This is a genomic window from Enterobacter chengduensis, from assembly GCF_001984825.2.
In the GTDB taxonomy this organism is placed as follows: Bacteria; Pseudomonadota; Gammaproteobacteria; order Enterobacterales; family Enterobacteriaceae; genus Enterobacter; species Enterobacter chengduensis.
In genome coordinates, this window is the sequence record NZ_CP043318.1 from 1808797 (window position 1) to 1834910 (window position 26114).

General features: G+C 57.0%; 19 protein-coding genes. 9 read left to right on the top strand and 10 right to left on the bottom strand.

The window, feature by feature from the left end:
• Positions 1–2: 2 nt before the first annotated feature.
• The 6 genes from mukF to FY206_RS08890 all read left to right on the top strand — a co-directional run bounded on the left by mukF (position 3) and on the right by FY206_RS08890 (position 9857).
• Positions 3–1325, top strand: a complete 1323-nt coding sequence (mukF, locus tag FY206_RS08865) for a chromosome partition protein MukF (RefSeq protein ID WP_032639283.1) — start codon at positions 3–5, stop codon at positions 1323–1325.
• A complete protein-coding gene (gene mukE, locus FY206_RS08870) occupies positions 1306–2010 on the top strand; it encodes a chromosome partition protein MukE (protein ID WP_008499954.1) in 705 nt (234 codons plus the stop codon). Before mukF ends, mukE begins: the two co-directional genes overlap by 20 nt.
• Positions 2010–6461: a chromosome partition protein MukB gene (mukB, locus tag FY206_RS08875; RefSeq protein ID WP_032639285.1), complete on the top strand. Its 4452-nt coding sequence runs from the start codon at positions 2010–2012 to the stop codon at positions 6459–6461. Before mukE ends, mukB begins: the two co-directional genes overlap by 1 nt.
• Before the next feature lie 178 nt (positions 6462–6639).
• Complete coding sequence (gene ldtD, locus FY206_RS08880) at positions 6640–8463, top strand: L,D-transpeptidase (RefSeq protein ID WP_032639287.1); 1824 nt, start codon at positions 6640–6642, stop codon at positions 8461–8463.
• Positions 8464–8637: 174 nt separating this feature from the next.
• On the top strand, positions 8638–9189 hold the full coding sequence (gene mepK / locus FY206_RS08885; RefSeq protein ID WP_032639289.1) for a peptidoglycan L,D-endopeptidase MepK: 552 nt from the start codon (positions 8638–8640) through the stop codon (positions 9187–9189).
• Between the two features lie 20 nt (positions 9190–9209).
• Positions 9210–9857 carry an MBL fold metallo-hydrolase gene (locus FY206_RS08890; RefSeq protein ID WP_032639291.1) on the top strand — a complete coding sequence of 216 codons (648 nt, stop codon included), beginning with the start codon at positions 9210–9212 and terminating at the stop codon, positions 9855–9857.
• 48 nt (positions 9858–9905) lie between these two features.
• On the opposite strand, the gene aspC is transcribed toward FY206_RS08890, so the two are convergent.
• From aspC to pncB, 4 genes are all read right to left on the bottom strand, one after another.
• The gene (gene aspC, locus FY206_RS08895) at positions 9906–11096 is read right to left on the bottom strand and encodes an aspartate transaminase (protein WP_032639293.1); all 1191 of its coding nucleotides are present in this window, start codon (positions 11094–11096) and stop codon (positions 9906–9908) included.
• A gap of 184 nt (positions 11097–11280) precedes the next feature.
• On the bottom strand, positions 11281–12387 hold the full coding sequence (locus FY206_RS08900; protein ID WP_032639295.1) for a porin: 1107 nt from the start codon (positions 12385–12387) through the stop codon (positions 11281–11283).
• A 606-nt stretch (positions 12388–12993) separates the two neighbouring features.
• The gene (gene asnS / locus FY206_RS08905) at positions 12994–14394 is read right to left on the bottom strand and encodes an asparagine--tRNA ligase (RefSeq protein WP_032639297.1); all 1401 of its coding nucleotides are present in this window, start codon (positions 14392–14394) and stop codon (positions 12994–12996) included.
• 165 nt (positions 14395–14559) lie between these two features.
• Entirely contained in the window at positions 14560–15762 is a 1203-nt protein-coding gene (gene pncB / locus FY206_RS08910) for a nicotinate phosphoribosyltransferase (RefSeq protein ID WP_032639299.1), read from the bottom strand.
• A gap of 254 nt (positions 15763–16016) precedes the next feature.
• Between pncB and pepN the strand changes: the two genes are divergently transcribed.
• Positions 16017–18629 carry an aminopeptidase N gene (gene pepN / locus FY206_RS08915; protein WP_032639301.1) on the top strand — a complete coding sequence of 871 codons (2613 nt, stop codon included), beginning with the start codon at positions 16017–16019 and terminating at the stop codon, positions 18627–18629.
• An 86-nt stretch (positions 18630–18715) separates the two neighbouring features.
• Here the strand turns inward: pepN and ssuB are convergent, their stop codons facing one another.
• The 5 genes from ssuB to ssuE are packed head-to-tail and all read right to left on the bottom strand — an operon-like array spanning position 18716 to position 22956.
• The gene (gene ssuB, locus FY206_RS08920) at positions 18716–19486 is read right to left on the bottom strand and encodes an aliphatic sulfonates ABC transporter ATP-binding protein (RefSeq protein ID WP_032639303.1); all 771 of its coding nucleotides are present in this window, start codon (positions 19484–19486) and stop codon (positions 18716–18718) included.
• A complete protein-coding gene (gene ssuC, locus FY206_RS08925) occupies positions 19483–20274 on the bottom strand; it encodes an aliphatic sulfonate ABC transporter permease SsuC (protein WP_032639305.1) in 792 nt (263 codons plus the stop codon). Before ssuC ends, ssuB begins: the two co-directional genes overlap by 4 nt.
• Positions 20275–20283: 9 nt before the next feature.
• Entirely contained in the window at positions 20284–21429 is a 1146-nt protein-coding gene (gene ssuD, locus FY206_RS08930) for an FMNH2-dependent alkanesulfonate monooxygenase (RefSeq protein WP_077064058.1), read from the bottom strand.
• Positions 21426–22388: a sulfonate ABC transporter substrate-binding protein gene (locus FY206_RS08935; RefSeq protein ID WP_032639309.1), complete on the bottom strand. Its 963-nt coding sequence runs from the start codon at positions 22386–22388 to the stop codon at positions 21426–21428. Before FY206_RS08935 ends, ssuD begins: the two co-directional genes overlap by 4 nt.
• Positions 22381–22956 (bottom strand): NADPH-dependent FMN reductase, encoded by a 576-nt coding sequence (gene ssuE, locus FY206_RS08940; RefSeq protein ID WP_008499940.1) that lies wholly within the window; start codon positions 22954–22956, stop codon positions 22381–22383. Before ssuE ends, FY206_RS08935 begins: the two co-directional genes overlap by 8 nt.
• 248 nt (positions 22957–23204) lie before the next feature.
• Here ssuE and pyrD point away from each other — a divergent pair, with 248 nt between their 5' ends.
• Complete coding sequence (gene pyrD / locus FY206_RS08950; RefSeq protein WP_077064057.1) at positions 23205–24215, top strand: quinone-dependent dihydroorotate dehydrogenase; 1011 nt, start codon at positions 23205–23207, stop codon at positions 24213–24215.
• 166 nt (positions 24216–24381) lie between these two features.
• The gene (zapC, locus tag FY206_RS08955) at positions 24382–24924 is read left to right on the top strand and encodes a cell division protein ZapC (RefSeq protein ID WP_023311020.1); all 543 of its coding nucleotides are present in this window, start codon (positions 24382–24384) and stop codon (positions 24922–24924) included.
• Here zapC and FY206_RS08960 read toward each other — a convergent pair.
• On the bottom strand, positions 24921–26030 hold the full coding sequence (locus tag FY206_RS08960; RefSeq protein WP_032639313.1) for a YcbX family protein: 1110 nt from the start codon (positions 26028–26030) through the stop codon (positions 24921–24923). The genes zapC and FY206_RS08960 overlap by 4 nt on opposite strands.
• Positions 26031–26114: the final 84 nt, after the last annotated feature.

Consider the following 26114-nt stretch of genomic DNA (forward strand, 5'->3'; position numbering starts at 1 on the left):
CTATGAGTGAATTTTCCCAGACAGTCCCCGAACTGGTTGCCTGGGCCAGGAAAAACGATTTCTCCATCTCGCTGCCGGTCGACAGACTCTCTTTCCTGCTGGCGGTTGCCACGCTGAACGGCGAACGGCTGGATGGTGAAATGAGCGAGGGTGAACTGGTGGATGCGTTCCGCCACGTCAGTGATGCGTTTGAGCAAACCAGCGAAACCATTAGCGTGCGTGCCAACAACGCGATCAACGATATGGTGCGTCAACGTCTGCTGAACCGCTTTACCAGCGAGCAGGCGGAAGGAAACGCCATCTATCGCCTGACGCCGCTGGGCATCGGCATCACCGATTACTATATTCGCCAGCGTGAATTTTCCACGCTGCGCCTTTCCATGCAGCTGTCGATCGTGGCGGGTGAGCTTAAGCGCGCCGCCGACGCGGCGGATGAAAACGGTGACGAATTCCACTGGCACCGTAACGTCTATGCCCCGCTGAAATACTCGGTGGCGGAAATCTTCGACAGCATCGATCTCACCCAGCGCCTGATGGACGAACAGCAGCAGCAGGTGAAAGACGATATCGCCCAGCTGCTGAACAAAGACTGGCGAGCGGCCATCTCCAGCTGTGAACTTCTGCTGTCAGAAACCTCCGGCACGCTGCGTGAGCTCCAGGATACGCTGGAAGCCGCAGGAGACAAGCTGCAGGCCAACCTGCTGCGCATCCAGGACGCGACGCTGGCGCATGACGATCTGCATTTTATCGACCGCCTGGTGTTCGATCTGCAGAGCAAGCTCGACCGCATCATCAGCTGGGGCCAGCAGTCGATCGACCTGTGGATCGGCTACGACCGACACGTGCATAAATTTATCCGTACCGCGATCGATATGGATAAAAACCGCGTGTTTGCCCAGCGCCTGCGCCAGTCGGTTCAAACCTATTTCGATGCGCCATGGGCGCTGACCTACGCCAACGCCGATCGTCTGCTGGATATGCGCGACGAAGAGATGGCGCTGCGCGATGAAGAGGTGACCGGTGAACTGCCGCCGGATCTGGAATATGAAGAATTTAACGAAATTCGCGAGCAGCTTGCGGCGATGATCGAAGAACAGCTCGCGGTCTACAAAACCAGACAAGCACCGCTGGATCTTGGGCTCGTGGTGCGCGACTATCTGGCGCAATATCCGCGCGCGCGCCACTTCGACGTTGCCCGCATCGTGGTAGACCAGGCGGTACGCCTGGGCGTCGCGCAAGCAGATTTCACCGGACTGCCGCCGAAGTGGCAGCCAATTAACGATTACGGAGCCAAGGTACAGGCGCATGTCATTGACAAATATTGAACAAGTGATGCCGGTTAAGCTGGCACAGGCGCTGGCGAATCCGTTATTTCCGGCGCTGGACAGCCAGCTGCGTGCCGGTCGTCACATTGGCTTAGACGAGCTGGATAATCACGCCTTTTTGATGGACTTCCAGGAGTACCTGGAAGAGTTTTACGCCCGCTACAACGTGGAGCTGATCCGCGCGCCGGAAGGCTTTTTCTACCTGCGCCCGCGTTCCACGACGCTGATCCCGCGTTCCGTGCTCTCCGAGCTGGATATGATGGTCGGCAAAATTCTTTGCTACCTCTACCTCAGCCCGGAACGTCTGGCGAATGAAGGCATCTTCACCCAGCAGGAACTTTACGACGAGCTGCTGACGCTGGCGGATGAGAGCAAGCTGCTCAAGCTGGTGAACAACCGCTCCACGGGCTCGGATCTTGACCGTCAGAAATTACAGGAAAAGGTGCGCTCTTCCCTGAACCGCCTGCGTCGCCTGGGGATGGTCTGGTTTATGGGCCACGACAGCAGCAAATTCCGCATCACGGAATCTGTCTTCCGCTTCGGCGCCGACGTGCGTGCGGGCGATGACGCGCGTGAAGCGCAGCTTCGCATGATCCGCGACGGTGAAGCGATGCCGGTGGAAAACCATTTGCAGCTCAATGATGAGCATGAAGAGAATCTGCCGGATAGCGGGGAGGAAGAGTAATGATTGAACGCGGTAAATTTCGCTCACTGACGCTGATTAACTGGAACGGCTTCTTCGCCCGAACGTTCGATCTGGACGAGCTGGTGACAACCCTCTCCGGCGGTAACGGTGCGGGTAAATCCACCACCATGGCGGCGTTTGTCACGGCGCTGATCCCCGACCTGACGCTGCTTCACTTCCGTAACACCACCGAAGCGGGCGCGACAAGCGGCTCTCGCGATAAGGGCCTGCACGGTAAGCTGAAAGCGGGCGTCTGTTATTCGGTTCTGGACGTCATTAACTCCCGTCATCAGCGCGTGGTAGTAGGCGTACGCCTGCAGCAGGTTGCCGGTCGCGACCGTAAAGTGGATATCAAACCGTTTGCCATTCAGGGGCTGCCAACGTCCGTGCAGCCGACGGCGCTGCTGACGGAAACCCTGAACGAACGTCAGGCGCGCGTGCTGACGCTGCAGGAGCTGAAAGATAAGCTTGAAGCGATCGAAGGCGTGCAGTTCAAGCAGTTTAACTCGATTACCGACTATCACTCGCTGATGTTCGATCTGGGCGTGGTGGCGCGTCGTCTGCGCAGTGCATCAGACCGTAGCAAATACTACCGCCTGATCGAAGCGTCCCTGTACGGCGGGATCTCCAGCGCCATTACCCGCTCCCTGCGCGACTACCTGCTGCCGGAAAACAGCGGCGTGCGTAAGGCCTTCCAGGATATGGAAGCGGCGCTGCGTGAAAACCGCATGACGCTGGAAGCGATCCGCGTGACCCAGTCGGACCGAGACCTGTTTAAACACCTGATCAGCGAAGCCACCAACTACGTGGCCGCAGACTACATGCGCCACGCCAACGAGCGCCGCGTGCATCTCGATCAGGCATTAGAATACCGTCGCGAGCTGTTTACCTCCCGCAAACAGCTGGTGGCAGAGCAGTACAAGCACGTCGAAATGGCGCGCGAGCTGGGCGAGCACAACGGTGCCGAGGGCGATCTGGAAGCCGACTACCAGGCAGCCAGCGATCACCTGAACCTGGTGCAGACCGCGCTGCGTCAGCAGGAAAAAATCGAGCGCTATGAAGCGGACCTCGACGAGCTGCAAATTCGTCTCGAAGAGCAGAATGAAGTGGTGGCCGAAGCCGCCGAGATGCAGGAAGAGAACGAAGCCCGCGCCGAAGCGGCCGAGCTGGAAGTGGATGAGCTGAAAAGCCAGCTTGCCGATTACCAGCAGGCGCTGGACGTGCAGCAGACGCGAGCGATTCAGTATAACCAGGCGCTGCAGGCGTTACAGCGCGCGAAAGAGCTGTGCCATCTGCCTGACCTGACGCCGGAAAGCGCCGACGAGTGGCTGGACACCTTCCAGGCCAAAGAGCAGGAAGCGACCGAGAAACTGCTTTCCCTCGAACAGAAAATGAGCGTTGCGCAAACGGCGCACAGCCAGTTTGAGCAGGCGTATCAGCTGGTGGTAGCGATTAACGGCCCGCTGGCGCGTAACGAAGCCTGGGACGTTGCCCGTGAACTGCTGCGCGACGGCGTTAACCAGCGCCATCTGGCCGAACAGGTTCAGCCGCTGCGCATGCGTCTGAACGAGCTGGAGCAGCGCCTGCGCGAGCAGCAGGAAGCCGAGCGTCTGCTGGCGGAATTCTGCAAGCGCCAGGGAAAACATTACGATTTCGACGAGCTCGAGGCCCTGCATCAGGAGCTGGAAGCGCGTATTGCGGCCCTGTCCGATACCGTATCAAACGCCAGCGAACAGCGCATGACGCTGCGTCAGGAGCTGGAGCAGATTCAGGCTCGTTCAAAGAGGCTCCTGGAGCGTGCGCCGGTCTGGCTGGCAGCGCAGAGCAGCCTGAACCAGCTTGGTGAACAGTGCGGCGAGCAGTTCGAATCCAGTCAGGAAGTGACCGAATACCTTCAGCAGCTGCTGGAGCGCGAGCGCGAAGCCATCGTTGAGCGTGACGAGGTGGGCGCCCGCAAGCGCGACGTCGACGACGAAATTGAGCGCTTAAGCCAGCCGGGCGGGTCAGAAGATCCGCGCCTGAATGCGCTGGCCGAGCGTTTCGGCGGCGTGCTGCTGTCCGAGATTTATGACGATGTTGGCCTCGACGATGCCCCGTACTTCTCCGCGCTGTACGGTCCATCCCGTAACGCGATTGTGGTCCCGGATCTGTCGCTGATTTCAGAGCAGCTAGCTGGTCTGGAAGATTGCCCGGAAGATCTCTACCTGATCGAAGGGGATCCGCAGTCGTTCGATGACAGCGTATTCAGCGTCGACGAGCTGGAAAAAGCGGTGGTGGTGAAGATCGCCGACCGCCAGTGGCGTTACTCCCGCTTCCCGGAACTGCCGCTGTTTGGCCGCGCCGCGCGCGAAAGCCGCATCGAAAGCCTGCACGCCGAGCGTGAAACGCTATCTGAACGTTTTGCGACCCTGTCGTTTGACGTGCAGAAAACACAGCGCCTGCACCAGGCGTTCAGCCGCTTTATCGGCAGCCATCTCGCCGTAGCGTTTGAAGCAGATCCGGAGGCCGAAATCCGCAAGCTCAACACCCGCCGTGGCGAGCTGGAGCGGGCCATTGCCAGCCATGAAAGTGATAACCAGCAGAGTCGCGTTCAGTTTGAACAGGCGAAAGAGGGCGTCGCTGCCCTTAACCGCATCCTGCCGCGCCTGAATCTGCTGGCGGATGACACGCTGGCCGATCGCGTGGATGAGATCCAGGAGCGTCTGGATGAAGCGCAGGAAGCCGCACGCTTCGTCCAGCAGCACGGCAATCAGCTGGCGAAGCTGGAGCCCGTCGTCTCTGTCCTGCAGAGCGATCCGGAACAGTTCGAGCAGTTAAAAGAAGATTATGCCTGGTCGCAGCAGGTGCAACGCGAAGCGCGTCAGCAGGCGTTTGCCCTGACGGAGGTGGTGCAGCGTCGCGCCCACTTTGGCTACTCCGATTCGGCTGAAATGCTGAGCGGTAACAGCGACCTGAACGAAAAGCTGCGTCAGCGCCTTGAGCAGGCGGAGGCGGAACGTACCCGCGCCCGCGAAGCAATGCGCAGCCACTCCGCTCAGCTGAACCAGTACAACCAGGTGCTGGCCTCGCTGAAAAGCTCCTTCGACACCAAGAAAGAGCTGTTAAACGACCTGCAGAAAGAGCTTCAGGACATTGGCGTTCGCGCCGATAGCGGGGCGGAAGAGCGCGCGCGTATCCGTCGTGACGAGCTGCATTCACAGCTCAGCAATAACCGCGCGCGTCGCAATCAGCTCGAAAAAGCGCTGACCTTCTGCGAAGCGGAAATGGATAACCTGACCCGTCGCCTGCGCAAGCTGGAGCGCGACTACTTTGAGATGCGCGAGCAGGTTGTGACGGCGAAGGCGGGCTGGTGCGCGGTGATGCGCATGGTGAAAGACAACAACGTTGAGCGTCGCCTGCACCGTCGCGAGCTGGCGTATCTCTCCGCCGATGAGCTGCGCTCCATGTCGGATAAGGCGTTGGGTTCCCTGCGTCTGGCGGTGGCGGATAACGAACACCTTCGCGATGTCCTGCGCATGTCCGAAGATCCGAAACGTCCTGAACGTAAAATCCAGTTCTTCGTGGCGGTTTACCAGCACCTGCGCGAGCGTATTCGTCAGGACATTATCCGTACCGACGATCCGGTTGAAGCCATCGAACAGATGGAAATCGAGCTGGGGCGTCTGACGGAAGAGCTGACCTCCCGCGAGCAGAAGCTGGCGATCAGCTCCCGCAGCGTGGCGAACATCATTCGCAAAACCATTCAGCGCGAGCAAAACCGTATCCGCCAGCTGAACCAGGGGCTGCAGAGCGTGTCGTTTGGCCAGGTGAACAGCGTGCGCCTTAACGTCAACGTGCGTGAAGCCCACGCGACGCTGCTCGACGTGCTCTCCGAGCAGCACGAGCAGCACCAGGATCTGTTCAACAGCAACCGTCTGACCTTCTCCGAAGCGCTGGCGAAGCTGTACCAGCGCCTGAACCCGCAGATTGATATGGGACAGCGCACGCCGCAAACCATCGGAGAAGAGCTGCTGGACTACCGTAACTACCTGGAAATGGAAGTTGAGGTAAACCGTGGCTCTGACGGCTGGCTGCGCGCGGAATCCGGAGCGCTCTCTACCGGTGAAGCGATTGGTACCGGGATGTCCATTCTGGTGATGGTGGTACAGAGCTGGGAAGATGAAGCGCGACGCCTGCGCGGAAAAGACATCTCCCCATGCCGACTGCTGTTCCTGGATGAAGCGGCGCGTCTTGACGCCCGCTCCATTGCCACGCTGTTCGAGCTGTGCGAACGACTGGATATGCAGCTCATTATCGCTGCGCCGGAAAACATCAGCCCCGAGAAGGGCACGACCTACAAGCTGGTGCGTAAAGTGTTCCAGAACAGCGAACACGTGCACGTTGTCGGGCTGCGTGGCTTTGCGCCGCAGCCGCCTGAGTCATTGCCGGAAACCACGGCGGACGCTTCCTGAAGCGTCTTCTGACTCGAAGCGGCGCCCTGGCGCCGCTTTTTTTTTAAACTTAACTTGTGCTTAGGGCTGCGTTATCTTTAAACTTCTTTACATAAGGTAAGGCAACAGCTTAGCCGTCTACCTATAATGAAAGAAAGCCCCAACGTGATGGGCATGTCGTGAAAACAGGGGGCAAGGGATGTTGCTTAAGAAAGAATGTGGTCGTCAGCTGTCTGCGCTGAGTTTATGCCTGGCAGTGATGTTTGCTCCACTGTTAACCGCCCAGGCCGACGAGCCTGAAATTGTGCCGACTGACAGTTCGGCAACGACAGGCGCGCAGCCAACGTCGTTGTCACAGCCGCTGGAGCAGTCTCCGGCGACGGCTATTATGGCCGGTATTAAGCCGCTGCCTGAAGGCATCGACGCTGAATCGCTCAGCCAGCAGCTGCAGTCGGGGCTGCCGTCAGGCTACGCGCCTGTCTATCTCAATCAGCTCACGCTCCTTTATGCTGCCCGCGATATGAAACCGATGTGGGAAAACCGCGATGCCGTGCGCGCCTTCCAGCAGCAGCTGGCGGAGGTCGCGATTGCAGGGTTTCAGCCGCAGTTTACAAAGTGGGTCGAGCTGTTAACCGATCCTGCCGTTACCGGGCAGGCGCGGGACGTGGTGCTTTCCGATGCCATGATGGGCTATCTGCAGTTCGTGGCGGGCATTCCGGTCAATGGCAACCGCTGGCTTTACAGCGATAAACCCTACAAGCTGGCGACCCCCGCGCTGTCGGTAATTAACCAGTGGCAGTTAGCCCTGGACAATGGCGATTTGCCGCGCTTTATTGCCAGCCTCGCACCGGCGCATCCACACTATGCCACCCTGCACCAGTCGCTCCTCGCGCTGGTGGGCGACTCGCGTCCGTGGCCGCAAATGCGCGGCACCGCGACGCTGCGTCCTGGACAGTGGAGCAGCGACGTGCCAGCCCTGCGCGAGATCCTGACGCGCTCCGGTCTTCTTGATGGTGGGCCACATATCGCCTTACCCGGCGACGATCCGCAAAACGCGGTGGTGAGTCCGTCAGCTCCCGTGAAAGAGAAAAAAGCGATTGCCGTCGGCAATAAACCCGCGGCATACGATCGCGAGCTGGTTGCGGCTGTTAAACAATTCCAGGCCGCTCAGGGGCTGGGAGCCGATGGCGTTATTGGACAGACGACGCGTGACTGGCTGAACGTATCCCCTGCGCAGCGGGCAGGGGTGCTGGCGCTCAATATCCAGCGTCTGCGCCTGCTGCCGGGAACGCTCTCGACCGGGATTATGGTCAACATTCCGGCATACTCGCTGGTCTATTATCAGGACGGTAGCGAAAAGCTGGCGTCGCGGGTGATTGTCGGGCGTCCGGATCGTAAAACGCCGATGATGAGCAGCGCGCTGAATAACGTGGTGGTTAATCCGCCGTGGAACGTGCCGCCGACGCTGGCGCGAAAAGATATTCTGCCGAAGGTCTGGAACGATCCGGGATACCTGGAGCGTCATGGCTATACGGTGATGCGCGGCTGGAACAGCAAAGAGGCCATCGATCCTTATATGGTCGACTGGTCAACGATAACGGCGTCGAATCTGCCGTTCCGCTTTCAGCAGGCTCCCGGGGCGCATAACTCTTTAGGGCGCTACAAATTCAATATGCCGAGTTCAGATGCTATCTATCTGCACGATACGCCGAACCACAACCTGTTCCAGAAAGATACGCGCGCGCTGAGCTCTGGCTGCGTGCGCGTGAACAAAGCCTCGGAGCTGGCCAATATGCTGTTGCAGGATGCGGGCTGGAACGATACGCGCATCTCGGATGCCCTGAAGCAGGGGGATACGCGTTACGTTAATATTCGCCACAATATTCCGGTCAATCTTTACTATCTGACGGCGTTTGTGGGTGAAGACGGGCGTACCCAGTATCGTACAGATATTTACAATTATGATCTCACCGCGCGATCCGGCGCACAAATTTTGCCAAAAGCGGAACAATTAATCAGGTAAATGAAGCAGTTCGGGAAAAATGATTGTCGTAAGTTAGGGTGAATAAGAGGCTATATCGCTGCAAGCCGCGTATTCACTGGGGTTGGGCGCCTTGACGTACCCGGTTTTGCCAGTTAAGGTGCCCTTCGTGCGCTAAGCATATTACGATTTCTTTTACCTGTAGACCTGATTATCATGGACAAATTTGACGCTAATCGCCGCAAACTGCTGGCGTTAGGTGGTGTTGCGCTTGGCGCAGCGGCCATCTTGCCGACGCCAGCATTTGCCACCCTCTCGACACCTCGTCCGCGCGTTTTAACGCTCAACAACCTGCATACCGGTGAGTCGCTAAAAGCGGAGTTTTTCGATGGCAGAGGCTATATTCAGGATGAATTAGCAAGACTTAACCATTTTTTCCGTGATTTCCGCGCGAATAAAATAAAAGCCATCGACCCAGGACTGTTTGATCAGCTTTTCCGCCTTCAGGGCCTGCTGGGTACCAGCAAGCCGGTGCAGCTCATTTCTGGCTATCGCTCGATTGATACCAATAATGAACTGCGCGCCCACAGCCGCGGGGTAGCGAAAAAAAGCTATCACACGAAGGGGCAGGCAATGGATTTCCATATTGAAGGCGTTTCGTTAGCCAATATTCGCAAAGCCGCGTTATCTATGCGCGCAGGTGGTGTAGGATATTACCCCAGCAGCAACTTTGTGCATATTGATACCGGTCCGGTTCGGCACTGGTAATAACGAAACACAGGAGCAGTATGAACTATCGTATTATTCCGGTTACCGCGTTCTCCCAGAATTGTTCACTCATCTGGTGCGAACAGACTAAACTGGCCGCGCTTGTCGATCCCGGCGGTGACGCTGAGAAAATCAAGCAGGAAGTCGCCGACAGCGGCGTGACGCTGATGCAGATTTTACTGACGCATGGTCATCTTGACCATGTGGGTGCGGCGGCTGAGCTGGCTAAACATTACGGTGTGCCAATTATCGGCCCGGAAAAAGAAGATGAGTTCTGGCTGCAGGGGTTACCCGCCCAAAGCCGCATGTTTGGCCTCGATGAGTGTCAGCCCCTGACGCCCGATCGCTGGCTGAACGAGGGAGAGCGCGTTAACGTAGGGAATGTGACTTTACAGGTGTTGCATTGTCCTGGGCATACGCCAGGCCATATCGTCTTCTTTGATGACCAGTCCCGTCTGCTGATTTCCGGCGATGTGATCTTCAAAGGTGGCGTAGGACGCAGCGATTTCCCGCGCGGCGATCACGGGCAGCTGATTCAGTCGATTAAACAGAAGTTATTGCCGCTGGGTGATGACGTGACGTTTATTCCTGGTCACGGTCCGATGTCGACGCTGGGCTATGAACGGCTCCATAATCCGTTCCTTCAGGATGAAATGCCTGTCTGGTAACCAGAATAAAAAAAGCCTGCATAATGCAGGCTTTTTTATGAGCGCAAATTACAGTACGGCGACAATCGCTTCGCACAGTGGCGCCATATTGTCAGGCGTCATGCCTGCCACGTTCACGCGACCAGACGCCACGGCGTACACGCCAAACTCTTCGCGCAGACGCAGTACCTGCTCTTTGGTCAGGCCGCTGAAAGAGAACATACCGTTCTGTTTGATGATAAAGCTGAAGTCGCGGTTCGCCCCTTTCTCAGCCAGGGTGTTCACAAACAGCAGGCGCATGCGCTGAATACGCTGACGCATATCGTTCAGCTCTTGTTCCCAGATCGCGCGCAGCGCATCGTTGCTCAGGATAGTAGCAACAACAGACGCACCGTGTGCCGGTGGGTTAGAGTAGTTCGCGCGGATAACCGATTTCATCTGGCTGAACGCGCGATCGACGGTCTCTTCGCTAGCGGCAACCAGCGTACAGGCACCTACACGCTCGTTGTACAGACCGAAGTTCTTGGAATAGGAGCTGGCAACGATCAGTTCCTGATGCACGGCTGCGAACGCGCGCAGGCCTTCGGCATCTTCTTCCAGACCGCGGGCGAAGCCCTGGTAGGCGAAGTCGAACAGCGGCAGCCAGCCTTTTTCTACGGACAGCTTCGCCAGGTGTTCCCACTGCTCAAGCGTAGGATCGATACCGGTTGGGTTGTGGCAGCAGCCGTGGAACAGCACCACGTCACCTGCCTGCGCTTCGCTCAGGCTCGCCAGCAGGCCGTCAAAGTCGAGGGAGTGGTTTGCCGCGTCGTAGTAGGCATATTCACGCACGTCCAGACCCGCAGAGTTGAACACGCTCTTGTGGTTCGGCCAGCTTGGGTTGCTTACCCAGACACGCTTAACAGAGGTGTTTTTCGCCAGGAAATCCGCCGCCACGCGCAGCGCACCGGTACCGCCTGGGGTCTGTGCTGTACGCGCACGTTTGTCATTCACAATTGCGCTGCCTTTACCGAACAGCAGCTCCTGGGTGCAGCGACCAAATTCAGGAATACCATCAATACCGAGGTAGTTTTTGGTGGTTTCGTTTTCCAGCAGATACTGCTCAGCTTTCTTAACGCTGGTCAGTACCGGAGTTTTGCCGGTTTCATCTTTATATACACCAATACCCAGGTTGATTTTGCCAGGGCGGTCGTCGGCACGAAACAGATCGGCCAGGCCCAGGATCGGGTCGGCAGGAGCGGCGGTAATGTTCTCAAACATGACGAAGTTCCATTGTGATTACAGAAGTGAAATCCGCTATCAGGTTAACGGTAGATTTACAAAATGCCAACCGTTTGCGACGAAAAGCGTGCGGCTTTTCAAAAGTCGCCATTATTTTCTGTCGCGCATAAAAAAACAGGGCCGAAGCCCTGTTCATTAAGCATATAACAACGTGGTCTACTGATTAGAACTGGTAGGTTACGCCCACAGCAGCCATATCGTCGTTGCCGTTCAGACCGCCAACGGCTTTCGCGTAGTCGGTGTCTTTGTCCAGCAGGTTGATGTAGTAGTCAGCCCACACGTTGAAGTTCTTGTTGAAGTAGTAAGTGGTACCAACCTGGATGAATTTAGCCAGATCTGCATCGCCACCGCTGAAGCCGCCGACGGCAGCCAGGTCTTTACCTTTGGTCTGCACGTAGGAGATCGCTGGACGCAGGCCGAAGTCGAACTGGTACTGAGCAACCACTTCGAAGTTCTGCGTTTTGTTAGCAAAACCAGCATCACCGCTAGAACCGGTACGGGTGGTGTTACGCGTTTCAGCATAGGTGGTTGCCAGGTACAGGTTGTTAGCGTCGTATTTCAGACCAACACCCCATGCTTCAGCTTTATCACCCTGACCATCAGCTTTCTGATTCAGAGTACGGTTTGCGTTGCTGTAAGATGCGATTGCACCGAAGCCTTCGCCGAAATCGTAGCCCAGGGAGTAGCCTACGCCGTCACCGTTAGAGGTTTTAACGTCAGAGCGGTCGTTTTTGCCCTGGTACTGAACGCCCATGCTCAGGCCGTCCACCAGACCGAAGAAGTTGCTGTTACGGTAGGTCAGCAGGCCGGTGCTGCGGCTGGTCATAAAGTTATCAACGTAGTTGCCGCCCCAGGTCATACCGGAGAAGGATGGCGCCATATCGGTGTAAGATTCTACGTCGTAAACGATACCGTAGTTACGACCGTAGTCGATGCTGCCAGCCTCGCCCGCTTTCAGGCCAGCAAATGCCAGACGGTTTTTGTTAGTCTGTGCGCCGCCTTCGGCCTGGTTAGCCGCGAAACGGTATTCCCACTGGCCATAACCGGTCAGCTGGTCGTTGATCTGGGTTTCGCCTTTGAAACCGATCTGCGCGTAGGTCGCGTCGTTATTGTTGGTGTTATCACCGGAGGTCACGAAATCGTGCTCGGCGTTAACTTTCCCGTAGAAGTCCAGTTTGTTGCCGTTCTTGTTATAGATTTCTGCAGCGTTCGCTGCACCGGCTACCAGCAGGGCAGGGATTACCACTGCCAGAATATTGCGCTTCATCATTATTTATTACCCTCATTGGTTTTTTTATGACACTCGCCACTGCCGTCAATAAATTCTGTCAATAAATATTTCCGGAACTATTGATGAGAGTTTGGTGTCTTTATGTATCTGACAGGCATCTTTCCATTCGGCGAAGCGTTTCGCTAGCCTGAAAGTGCTACAATTCTCAAGATTAAGTAACATAAAGAAAATATGTGTAACTAAATGTGTATTTTTGGGAACTTTGTGAAGCACCTCAAACTTCAGAACGACCTGGCGAATTAAACGCCAGGATCTATTCTATATATATGAATTGCTTATGATTAATTGAGATAAAGGCGATTCGTATAAACAGACAGTAAACGACTCTGTTTTTCTTATGACCCCGAAAAGACTTCTGGATGGCTGTAAAAGTGGTTGAAATTTGTGCTATCGCTTGAGGATGTAATAATCGCAATAAGAATAGGGTTTATTTTTTGTCTCTGGATATTTCGCGGAAACAAAACGTAACAGGTAGTGGTTGTGACGGGGTGATGGTTTAAAGACGCTGACTTTACGCTGACGAAAACTGACAATACAGAATAAAATAATGGCCAGCATGTGCTGGCCATTTTGGTGTTTTAACGATTAGAAGCTGGCGTTACGTGGCGTACGTGGGAAAGGAATCACGTCGCGTACGTTCTGGACACCGGTCACGTAGGCGATCAAACGCTCGAAGCCCAGACCAAAACCGGCGTGCGGCACGGTACCGTAACGACGCAGATCGCGGTACCAGCTGTAGTCGGCAGGGTTGAGCCCCATCTCTTCCATACGTGCGTCCAGCACGTCAAGACGCTCTTCACGCTGAGAACCCCCGATGATTTCACCGATGCCCGGCGCCAGGACGTCCATCGCTGCCACGGTTTTACCGTCTTCGTTAAGGCGCATATAGAAGGCCTTAATGTCTTTCGGGTAGTTTTTCACGACAACCGGCGCTTTGAAGTGCTTCTCAGCCAGGTAACGCTCATGCTCGGAAGAGAGATCCACGCCCCAGTAAACCGGGTTCTCAAACTTCTCACCGCATTTCTCGAGGATAGCTACCGCATCGGTATAGTCCACCTGGGCAAAGTCAGAGGACACAAAGCGCTCCAGACGTGCAATCGCTTCGTTATCGACACGCTCGGCGAAGAATTTCATGTCGTCAGGACGCTCTTCCAGCACCGCTTTGAAGACATACTTCAGCATCGCTTCCGCCAGACCCGCAACGTCGTCGAGGTCGGCAAACGCCACTTCAGGTTCCAGCATCCAGAATTCCGCCAGATGACGGCTGGTGTTGGAGTTTTCGGCGCGGAAGGTTGGGCCAAAGGTGTAGATCTTAGACAGCGCGCAGGCGTACGTTTCGCCGTTGAGCTGGCCGGATACGGTCAGGAAGGCTTCTTTACCAAAGAAGTCTTTGTCGTAGTCCACTTTACCTTCCGGCGTGCGCGGCAGGTTTTCCATGTCCAGCGTGGAAACGCGGAACATCTCACCCGCACCTTCCGTATCGGACGCGGTGATAAGCGGAGTAGACACCCAGAAGTAACCCTGCTCATCGAAGAAACGATGCAGCGCCTGCGCCAGCGTGTGACGCACGCGCGCCACCGCACCAATCAGGTTGGTACGCGGACGCAGGTGGGCAACTTCACGCAGATATTCGATGCTGTGACGTTTTGCCGCCATCGGGTAGGTGTCCGGATCTTCAACCCAGCCGGTGACTTCAACGGCTGTGGCCTGAATTTCGAAACTCTGGCCCTGGCCCGGGGATGCCACGACCACGCCGGTGACAATAACGGAACAGCCCGTCGTCAGGTGCAGAACGTCATCATTGTAATTGGGCAGAGAATTATTAATGACGGCCTGTACAGGATCAAAGCAGGAACCGTCATAGACGGCGAGGAAGGAGATGCCAGCTTTAGAATCTCGGCGGGTACGCACCCATCCGCGCACGGTGACTTGTTGGTCAACGGCGACACGGCCCTGGAGTACGTCGGCTACAGGCACAACGCTCATAATATTCTCTCTGTTAATAGTCGGAAAAAATAAACACTTGTCCACCCTTATGGGGGATATCTATGTTACCTGCCATCCGCCATCAGACAAGTAAATTTCGCAGTCAAAAGAGAAGAATTGAGAAATTAATAAGAAGAGGGGAGCCATCAAGGCTCCCGTAAGCGCTTAACTGGCTTTTTTAATCTGCGGGAGATCGAACGCTTTGCGCAGCGCGCGGACAAACGCTTTGTCATGGCAGATGGTTTTGCCCGGGCTGTCGGAGAGTTTTGCTACCGGCTTGCCGTTACATTCCACCAGCTTTATCACGATGTTCAGTGGTTTCACCTGTGGAATATCGCAGGTCAAACGGGTACCAATCCCGAAGCTCAGGTTCACCCGGCTGTTGAAATGGCGATAGAGGTCGACCGCTTTCGCCAGGTCGAGATTGTCCGAGAAGACCAGCACCTTGCTCATCGGGTCGATGCCGAGCTTCTCGTAATGGGCAATCGCCTTCTCGCCCCACTCAACCGGATCCCCGGAGTCGTGGCGTAACCCCTGGTAACGTTCCGCGAACTCAGGACCAAAGTCGCGCAGGAAGGCATCCATCGTAATACAGTCCGTAAGGGCGATCCCGAGTTGGTTCGGGTACTCATTAAGCCATGCGGCCAGCGCCGCGCGCTGGCTGTTGGCCAGATCGGGGCTGATCTGCTGATGCGCCTGGAACCACTCGTGCGCCTGGGTGCCCATTGGCGTCAGGCCGAGGCGGCGGGCCAGATCGTAGTTACTGGTGCCCACGAACCACGGCTCCTGCTGCAGTCGTTTAACGATGGCCTCCTGAACGTCGCGCGAGAAGCGGCGACGGGTGCCAAAGTCCATCAGGCGGAAGCGGGACATGTCCAGCCCTGCGGTCAGCGTGGAGAAGTCAGCGAGTTTATTTTCCAGCGCGGCAACCGCCTGCGCGACGCCCGTTTCCGGTGAACGGTAGCGGTGAGCCAGTTCGCTGATGACCGCCAGAAGCGGCACTTCCCACATGATCACTTCCCGCCACGGACCTTCAAGGCGAATATCCAGCTTGCCGTTATCGTTAACCACGGTGACCTGCTCCGGCTTATAGCGGAAGTCGCGCAGCCAGTTCAGGTAGTCGGCTTTGAAGAAAGGCAGGCCAGAAAGCCACTGATATTCCTCGTCCTGCAGCGTTAGATGCTGCATAGCATCGACCTGTTCACGAATGGTGTCTGCGTAGATACCGAGCAGGTCGTCGCCACGACAGCGGAATTCCGCCGCGACATGCACGTCATAGTAGTGGTGGAAAACGGCTTGCTGCATATGCAGTTTATACGCGTCGGTATCCAGCAACGTATGCAGAACTGGAGAAGCGAATTGAGTCATAGGTGCGCAGTAGCATCCTCTCACAGGAGCGTTTAGTACAATAAACAACTCCGGAGTATACCTTGTTTAGTGATTTATTGAACCCCGATCACAACATAAGCGCGTTTTTGGGTCGAGGGCATTTTGTGCCCCGTGTTATACAAATGTAGCAAAAAAGGGTTTTGCCCCTGAAAAGATGAACATTCTGCATAGCGCGATTTGTGCAACAGGAATATATTGAAACGTTACTCGACAAACGATGCATAAGGTTTTCTATGACACAACAGCCACAAGCCAAATACCGCCACGACTACCGTGCGCCGGATTACCTGATTAGCGAAATCGATCTGACTTTTGACCTGGATGCCACTAAAACCGTTGTGACGGCGGTGAGCCAGGTGACGCGCCACGGCGCAACTGCGGTGCCGCTGCGTCTGGACGGTGAAGACCTGACGCTGGTCTCCCTGCATATTAATGATGAAGCCTGGTCGGACTATAAAGAAGAAAATAACCAGCTGGTCATCGACAACCTGCCGGAGCAGTTTACGCTGCGCATCGTCAATGAAATCAGCCCGGCCGCCAACACCGCGCTGGAAGGGCTTTACCAGTCCGGCGTGGCGCTGTGTACCCAGTGTGAAGCGGAAGGGTTCCGCCATATTACCTGGTATCTTGACCGCCCGGACGTCCTGGCGCGCTTCACCACCAAAATCATCGCCGATAAAACCCTGTATCCCTTCCTGCTCTCCAACGGTAACCGCGTAGGCGAAGGCGAGCTGGAGAATGGCCGTCACTGGGTGCAGTGGCAGGATCCGTTCCCGAAACCGTGCTACCTGTTCGCGCTGGTGGCAGGGGACTTCGACGTGCTGCGCGACACCTTCAAAACCCGCTCAGGCCGCGACGTGGCGCTGGAGCTGTTTGTCGATCGCGGCAACCTCGACCGCGCGCCGTGGGCGATGACTTCGCTGATCAACTCCATGAAGTGGGACGAAGAGCGCTTCGGCCTCGAATACGATCTCGACATCTATATGATCGTCGCCGTCGATTTCTTCAACATGGGCGCCATGGAGAATAAAGGCCTGAACGTCTTTAACTCCAAATACGTGCTGGCGCGCACCGATACCGCAACGGACAAAGACTATCTCGATATTGAACGCGTCATCGGCCACGAGTATTTCCACAACTGGACCGGTAACCGCGTCACCTGCCGCGACTGGTTCCAGCTGAGCCTGAAAGAGGGCCTGACCGTCTTCCGCGATCAGGAGTTCAGCTCCGATCTGGGTTCACGCGCGGTGAACCGCATCAATAACGTGCGCACCATGCGCGGCCTGCAGTTTGCGGAAGATGCCAGCCCGATGGCGCACCCGATCCGTCCGGATAAAGTCATCGAGATGAACAACTTTTACACCCTGACGGTGTATGAGAAGGGCGCTGAAATTATCCGCATGATCCACACCCTGCTGGGTGAAGAGAACTTCCAGAAAGGGATGCAGCTCTACTTCGAGCGTCACGACGGCAGCGCGGCCACCTGCGACGATTTTGTCCAGGCGATGGAAGATGCCTCTAACGTGGATCTCTCCCACTTCCGCCGCTGGTACAGCCAGGCCGGTACGCCGGTTGTCACCGTCAAAGACGACTACAATCCGGAAACCGAGCAGTACACGCTGACCATCAGCCAGCGCACGCCGCCGACGGCAGAGCAGGAAGAGAAATACCCGCTGCATATTCCGTTCAGCATTGAGCTGTACGATAACGAAGGCAACGTCATCCCGCTGCAGAAGGGCGGCCACCCGGTACACCACGTGCTGAACGTGACCCAGGCCGAGCAGACCTTTATCTTCGATAACGTCTACTTCCAGCCGGTGCCTGCGCTGCTGTGTGAATTCTCCGCGCCGGTGAAGCTGGAGTACAAGTGGAGCGATCAGCAACTGACGTTACTGATGCGCCACGCGCGTAACGACTTCTCCCGCTGGGATGCGGCGCAGAGCCTGCTGGCGACCTACATCAAGCTTAACGTAAACCGTCATCAGCAGGGCCAGCCGCTGTCGCTGCCCGTTCACGTAGCTGACGCGTTCCGCGCGATCCTGCTGGATGAGAAGATTGACCCGGCGCTGGCCGCTGAAATTCTGACCCTGCCGTCAGCGACTGAAATCGCCGAGTTGTTCGAAATTATCGATCCGATTGCGATCGCGGCGGTGCGTGAAGCGCTGACCCGCACGCTGGCTGCTGAACTGGCGGACGAGTTCCTCGCCATCTATAACGCCAACAAGCTTGACGCCTATCGCGTTGAGCACGCGGACATTGGTAAACGTTCTCTGCGCAACAACTGCCTGCGCTATCTGGCGTTCGGTGAAACCGAGCTGGCGAATAACCTGGTGAGCAAGCAATATCACGACGCGGATAACATGACCGACGCGCTGGCGGCGCTGGGCGCAAGCGTTGCTGCCGAACTGCCGTGCCGCGATGCGCTAATGCAGGAGTACGACGACAAGTGGCATCAGGATGGCCTGGTGATGGACAAGTGGTTCATCCTGCAGGCGACCAGCCCGGCGGCCGATGCGCTCAGCAAGGTGCGCAGCCTGCTGAAGCATCGTTCGTTCACCATGAGTAACCCGAACCGCGTGCGTTCCCTGATTGGCGCGTTTGCCAGCAGCAACCCGGCGGCGTTCCACGCCGAAGACGGCAGCGGTTATCAGTTCATGGTGGAAATGCTGACCGAGCTGAACAGCCGTAACCCGCAGGTGGCGTCGCGCCTGATTGAGCCGCTGATCCGTCTGAAACGCTACGATGCGAAGCGTCAGGCGAAGATGCGTGCCGCGCTTGAGCAGCTGAAAGGGCTGGAAAACCTGTCTGGCGATCTGTACGAGAAGATTGCTAAGGCACTGGCCTGATGTAAAAAAGCCCGGTGGCGCTGCGCTTACCGGGCCTACATAGGGTTTTCTCCCTCTCCCCGTGGGAGAGGGCCGGGATGAGGGCATCAGGCATTAGCCTTAGCTCGCGCTAACTCCGTACCCCCACGCCTCATTACCCGATCCAACACTTCCGCCTCCAGCTCCGCCAGTCGTGCAGAGCCCACGCGACGAGGTCGAGGAAGATCCACCGTCAGATCCAGACCAATTTTCCCATCCTCTATCAACAGCACCCGATCCGCCATCGCGACGGCTTCGCTCACGTCATGCGTCACCAGCAGCACCGTAAAGCCGTGCGCCTGCCACAGGGATACAATCAAATCCTGCATTTCGATCCGCGTCAGGGCGTCGAGCGCGCCAAGGGGCTCATCAAGCAGCAGCAGGCCAGGACGGTGAATCAACGCTCGCGCCAGCGCCACGCGCTGCTTCTGCCCGCCCGAGAGGGCAGCAGGCCATTCACCCGCTCGATTTTCCAGCCCAACGGCCGCCAGCGCCTGACGGGCTTCGTCCCGCCAGCTGCCCTTAAGACCGAGCCCAACATTGTCGATAACCGTTTTCCACGGCAGCAGGCGCGCGTCCTGAAACATCATGCGGGTATCGTCCTGAATATTCGCAAGCGGCGTTGTCCCTGCCAGGATGTCGCCGCCGTTGGGGGCTTCCAGTCCGGCCAGCAGGCGTAGCAGGGTACTCTTGCCGCCGCCGCTGCGCCCGACAACGGCCACAAACTGGCCGGCGGGAATATGCAGATCCAGCCCGTTAAGAATGGTGTTTTCGCCGTAGCGTTTGGTCACGCCGTTCAGCAGCAACGGCGTTCCCTGGTTCAGTCGTGCCGTATTCATGCTTTCACCTCCTGAAGGGTATAGGCCGGGTTCCAGCGCAGCCAGCTGCGTTCCAGCCACTGGGCGCTGACGTCGGCGAGTTTGCCGAGCAGGGCATACAGAATGATGGCAACCACCACCACGTCCGTTTGCAGGAATTCGCGGGCGTTCATCGCCAGGTAGCCAATGCCGGAGTTGGCCGAGATGGTCTCCGCCACAATCAGCGTCAGCCACATCAGGCCGAGCGCGAAACGCACCCCAACCATGATGGAGGGCAGGGCGCCCGGCAGAATCACGTGAACAAAGAGGGAAAAACCCGACAAGCCGTAGCTGCGCGCCATCTCCACCAGCCCGCGATCGATATTGCGGATGCCGTGCCAGGTGTTGATGTAAATCGGGAACAATGTGCCCAGCGCCACGAGGAAGATCTTGGCGCTCTCATCGATTCCAAACCACAAAATCACCAGCGGGATCAGCGCCAGATGCGGCACGTTGCGCAGCATCTGTATCGACGTATCCAGCAGCCGCTCGCCCCAGCGGGACAGGCCGCTGAACAGGCCCAGAACCAGGCCGATGCTGCCGCCGATGGAAAACCCGATTACCGCGCGCCAGGAGCTGATCGCCAGATGCTGCCACAGCTCGCCGCTCACGCTCAGCGACCAGAACGCTTCTACAACGCCCTCAGGTGAGGGCAGAATGCGGCTCGACAGCCAGCCGGTAGACGACGCGAGCTGCCAGAGAGCCACAATGCCGACGGGTAAAAACCACGGCGCGGCGCGCAGCAGCCATTTTTGTGAGGTGGCAGACATGGTCACTCCTTAGCTCTGCGCGGCTTTGCGTGGAATAAACTCGTTCGCCACGGCTTCGCCCTGAAGCTGCAGCCGCTGCGGCTGCGGAATTTCCGGAATGGCGACGTCCAGGTGCGGGAACAGCAGCTCGCCCACCTTGTAGGCCTCTTCCAGGTGCGGATAGCCGGAGAGAATAAAGCTGTCGATGCCCAGCTCGGCGTATTCATTGATGCGCGCGGCCACGGTCGGACCGTCGCCGACCAGCGCCGTGCCCGCACCGCCGCGCACCAGGCCAACGCCCGCCCACAGGTTCGGGCTAATCTCCAGGTTCTCGCGCTTGCCGTTGTGCAGGGACGCCATCCGGTGCTGCCCGACGGAGTCGGTTTTGGCAAACGCGGCCTGCGCCTTCGCGATGGTCTCATCATCCAGATGGGAAATCAGACGGTCGGCGGCCTGCCACGCTTCTTCATTGGTTTCGCGCACAATCACGTGCAGGCGAATACCGAAGCGAACATTGCGGCCATGGGCGGCCGCCTTAGCGCGTACCTGGGCAATTTTTTCTTTCACCAGCTCGGGCGGTTCGCCCCAGGTCAGATAGAGATCGACCTGCTCGGCCGCCAGATCCAGGGCAACGTCCGACGATCCGCCAAAATAGAGCGGCGGGCGCGGCTGCTGCACCGGCGGGAAGTAGAGCTTCGCGTCGCGAACGTGAATATGCTTGCCTTCAAAGGTGACGGTTTCCCCTTCGAGCAGGCGTCGCCAGACGCGGGTGAACTCGGCGGAGGCCTCATAGCGCTCGGTATGGTCGAGGAACACCCCATCGCCCGCCAGCTCCTGCGGATCGCTGCCCGTCACCAGGTTAAACAGGGCGCGGCCGTTGGACAGTCTGTCAAGCGTAGCCGCCTGACGCGCCGCCACGGTGGGAGAGACAACGCTCGGGCGTAACGCCACCAGGAACTTCAGACGCTGGGTGACCGGGATCATCGACGCGGCGACCAGCCAGGCATCTTCACATGAGCGTCCGGTCGGGATCAGCACCCCGGTGAAGCCGATGCGGTCCGCCGCCTGCGCAATCTGCTGCAGGTAGCCGTGGTCAACCGGGCGCGAGCCCTCTTCGGTGCCAAGATAGTGCCCATCACCGTGGGTAGGTAAAAACCAGAAAAGATTCAGACTCATGATTTAGCTCCTTCTTTGCCTGCGGGCTGCCAGATGCGTTCGCGAATAGTGACCTGTTTTGGCACCAGGTGGTTTTGATAGAAGAGGTCAGCGGTTTGCTGCTGAAGCGCGGCGACGTGCGCGTCGACGGGCGTAATGGTGGTCGGTGGACGGTGGTTGAGATAGCTCGCGATCACCGGCTCAGGTAAGCCCATGGTTTTCGCCAGCAGGGCAATGCTCTCCTGACGCTGGGTCTGGGTCAGCGCGTCGGCCTGGGTAAAGGTATCCAGCACGCCCTGAATAAATGCGCCGTTCTTTTCCGCATAAGGGCGCGCGGCCAGATAAAATGAGCCGGTCTGCTTCAGCGTGGTGCCGTCTTTCAGCACGCGAACGCCGCCCTGCAGCAACGCGGCGGAGTAGTACGGATCCCAGATGGCCCAGGCATCCACGTTCTTCTGCTGGAACGCAGCGCGCGCGTCGGCAGGCGTCAGGTAAACGGGCTGAATGTCGGTGAACTTAAGCCCGGCCTCCTGCAGGGCGCGCAGCAGCAGATTGTGTGAGCTGGAACCTTTCTGGAACGCGACCTTATGACCTTTAAGGTCGGCGACGCTTTTAATGCTGCTGTTTTCAGGCACCAGAATCACTTCGGCCTTCGGCTTGGGCGGCTCTACGCCTACATAGACGAGATCCGCCCCTGCCGCCTGGGCGAATATGGGTGGAATATCCCCCGTACTGCCGAGATCGATACTGCCGACGTTCAGGGCCTCCAGCATCTGCGGGCCTGCCGGGAACTCCACCCAGGAGAATTTGGTGTCCGGGAAGCGTTTTTCCAGCAGCTGGTGGCTTTTCGCCAGCACCATGCTGACGCTGCCCTTCTGATAGCCGATTCGTAAACTTTCCGGCGCCGTTTCTGCGGCATGGGCCAGCGAGGTGAGCGCCATCAGTCCTGCCAGTCCGATGCGGGTTAACGTTTTAAACATGGGCGACTCCTTGAGGCTGACCAAACGCCGGGGCCTGGATATCCCGGCGGTGCAGGGCATGCCAGAAGGTTTCCAGAGCGTTGTCGAGGCGGGTTTGCAGGTTGGGCGTAAAGTGGGGTTTGTGCTGATAGTCGATGACCTGGGAATCATCGGCGAAAACGCCGTGGAGGATCTCCTGCGCCTTCAGCGCGTTCAGCACCGGCTTGAGGGCGTAATCTACGGCCAGCAAATGGGCGACCGTACCGCCCGTTGCCAGCGGCAGCACCACCTTACCGTCCAGGGCGCGTTCCGGAAGCAGGTCGAGCAGGGTTTTCAGCGCCCCGGAAAAAGAGGCCTTATAAATGGGCGTTGCCACAATTAAGCCGTCAGCGCCGTTAAGCTGCTCGATGAGCGTTTTCAGCGCCGGGCTGTCGAAACGGGCATAGAGCAGATCTTCAGGTTCGAAGTTATGCAGGTTCCAGTGGCACACTTCCACATCAAGCGCATTGAGTTTTTCGCGGGCATATTCCAGCAGGGCGCTGGAGCGAGAGGGGAATCGTGGACTTCCGGCCAGGGTAATGACGCGCATACTTCCTCCTTATAACCAATTGTTTGCTTTTATCTAACATTCATAACAATTTGAAGGAGTGTGACACCGCGCGGTTATTCCACTAAATGATTTATCTGCAATTAAAATGCGAAAAAGTGCATAAGAATTAAACGGGCAGGAAAACGATTGCGCTTTACGCTGATTTTTTGCCGCAGGTCAATTCCCTTCCGCGCGCGGATCGCCCATAATCCCCTCCCGGTTTGCACACCGGGAATCCAGGAGAGTTCATGTACTACCCCTTCGTTCGTAAAGCCCTTTTCCAGCTCGACCCTGAGCGCGCTCATGAATTGACATTCCAGCAGTTACGTCGCATTACCGGAACGCCACTGGCCGCGCTGGTGCGTCAGCATGTGCCGGTAAAACCGGTGCAGTGTATGGGTCTGACCTTTAAAAATCCGCTGGGTCTGGCGGCGGGTCTGGACAAAAACGGCGAGTGCATCGATGCCCTGGGCGCGATGGGCTTTGGCTCCATTGAAATCGGTACCGTCACCCCGCGCCCGCAGCCGGGAAATGACAAGCCGCGCCTGTTCCGCCTGGTTGAAGCCGAAGGGCTGATCAACCGCATGGGCTTTAATAACCTCGGTGTTGATCACCTCGTTGAGAACGTAAAAAAAGCCCATTTTGACGGAATATTAGGCATCAATATCGGCAAAAATAAAGACACGCGGGTAGAGCAGGGTAAAGATGACTACCTGATTTGTATGGAAAAAGTTTACGCCTATGCCGGTTATATCGCGGTGAATATTTCTTCACCCAATACCCCGGGTCTGCGTTCCTTACAATATGGCGAAGCGCTGGACGATCTTCTGAGCGCCATTAAAAATAAGCAAAATGAACTCCAGGCGATCCACCATAAATATGTTCCGGTCGCGGTTAAGATCGCCCCGGATCTTTCTACCGAAGAATTGATCCAGGTTGCCGACAGTTTAGTCCGTCATAATATTGATGGCGTGATTGCGACCAATACGACGCTCGATCGTTCTCTCGTGCAGGGAATGAAAAACTGTGACGAAGCGGGTGGGTTAAGCGGACGTCCGGTGCAATTAAAAAGCACTGAAATTATTCGCGCTCTGTCTGCGGAATTAAAAGGACGCCTGCCGATTATTGGCGTCGGCGGTATCGACTCCGTCATTGCTGCGCGCGAGAAGATGGCGGCGGGTGCGTCACTGGTGCAAATCTATTCCGGCTTTATTTTTAAAGGACCGCCGCTGATTAAAGAAATCGTTACGCATATCTAATCTTTTCTCCTAATCAGACAACCGGGGCTTTATTTCCAGCCTTGGTTGTTTTATATTCCGTCACTGTTGCTTATTTAAACATTATAGTCTTTTATTAATGGTGTTATAAACGAGGCGGCAAACAGGACATTTTTAGTACAGGACGTTTCGGGGACGGGAGAGAGACATGCGAATTAAACCTGACGATAACTGGCGCTGGTATTTTTGCGACGAGCACGATCGTATGATGCTCGATTTGGCCAATGGCATGTTGTTTCGTTCTCGTTTTGCCCGCCGCATGTTAACTCCGGACGCGTTTTCCCCGTCGGGCTTTTGCGTTGACGACGCTGCACTTTATTTCTCCTTTGAAGAAAAATGCCGCGATCTAGTGCTGTCAAAAGAGCAGCGTGCCGAGCTGGTATTAAATGCGCTGGTGGCGATTCGTTTCCTGAAGCCTCAAATGCCAAAAAGCTGGCATTTTCTTGCGCATGGTATGAGCTGGACTCCGGCAACGGGCGATGCGGCCAGCGTCAATTTGAGCGATACCGCCGAAGAGGTGAGCCTGTTAGTGGTAGAGCCGGGTGAAAATGCCGCGCTTTGCCTGCTGGCGCAGCCCGGCGTAACGATTGCCGGGCGGACGATGCAGCTTGGCGACGCCATTAAAGTGATGAACGACAGGCTGAAGCCACAGCTGCGCGTCGATTCCTTCAGCCTCGAGCAGGCGGTTTAAGCTTCCAGCTGGACGGACGTTTTCGGTACGCAGCTGCAGCACAAAATGGTTCCGTCATCCCCCACCGCCGATTTCTTCAGAGCAGTCACTTCCCCCTCTACCAGCTTAATGCGGCAGCATCCGCAAATTCCCGCACGACAGGAATAGGGTACGCGAATACCGGCCTGCTCCAGCTGTTCCAGCAGCACCTGCTGATTGTTGCCACGAATCACGTTGCCCTGCCAGTGGATATCCACCGCAGAGGCGACGTTCGTCTCAACGTCGACAAACTCCTCCTCCTGGCCCGAACCGTACACTCTTGCAGGCCCGCGGGCGAGGATCTCAACCTCATCACCGACGCGGATGGCGCCGCTGGAGCGTGGGATCAGGTTCTGGCCGAAATCGACGTCGCCGTTGTCCTGCGCGGTGCGGAATGACTGCAGCGTCTTCAGCGGTTCGCCGGAAGGGTGCTTCTGGCCTTTCTCCGGGCTTACCGTCGTGAAAATGCAGCGGCTGCACGGCTTCACCACGTCAAAAATGACGCTGCCGATGCGAATCACTTTCCAGGTGTCTTCTTCCCACGCATCGGCACCCGTTACCACCAGGTTAGGACGGAACTGTTCCATCTGAACGCTGGCTTTGCAGCGGCCTTGTAAATCACGCAGCGAGGCTTCGTTGGTCAGCAGGAACGGGAAGCCGTCGGCAAAGGAAAGCGGTACGGCGTCATGGCGCTTCACGCGACGCGTCAGTTCAGGCCCCACCCAGCGCAGCTGCACGTCGCGAGAGAAGAAGCCGCTCAGCCAGCGGTTAACCTCATCCGGCGCGATGCGCGCGGTAAAATGATTTCCCCACACTTCCGTTGGCGCGTCGACGGGCGCAAAATCAGCAAAGCGAATCACCGCGCTGGAACCGTCCGGCGCGGTCAAATGCAAACCGTCGTGAAGCGGGGAAGGGGTAAAGCGAACCATCTGCGGGAACTGGCGCGCGGTAATGAACGTGCCGTCAGGCTCGGTGACCATAAAAATGCGATCGAAGGCGAATCCGCTCATGTCGGCCAGCGCGTGAGAGACGCCGATGCCGCGCATGGATTTCACCGGATGAATAAAAAGCCTGGATAACGTCGCCACTGCACACTCCCACAAATGAAAATAAGCCTTCAACTTTATGACATACACGCCATATTAGCTATAATGCGCGACAATTTTCTAAGA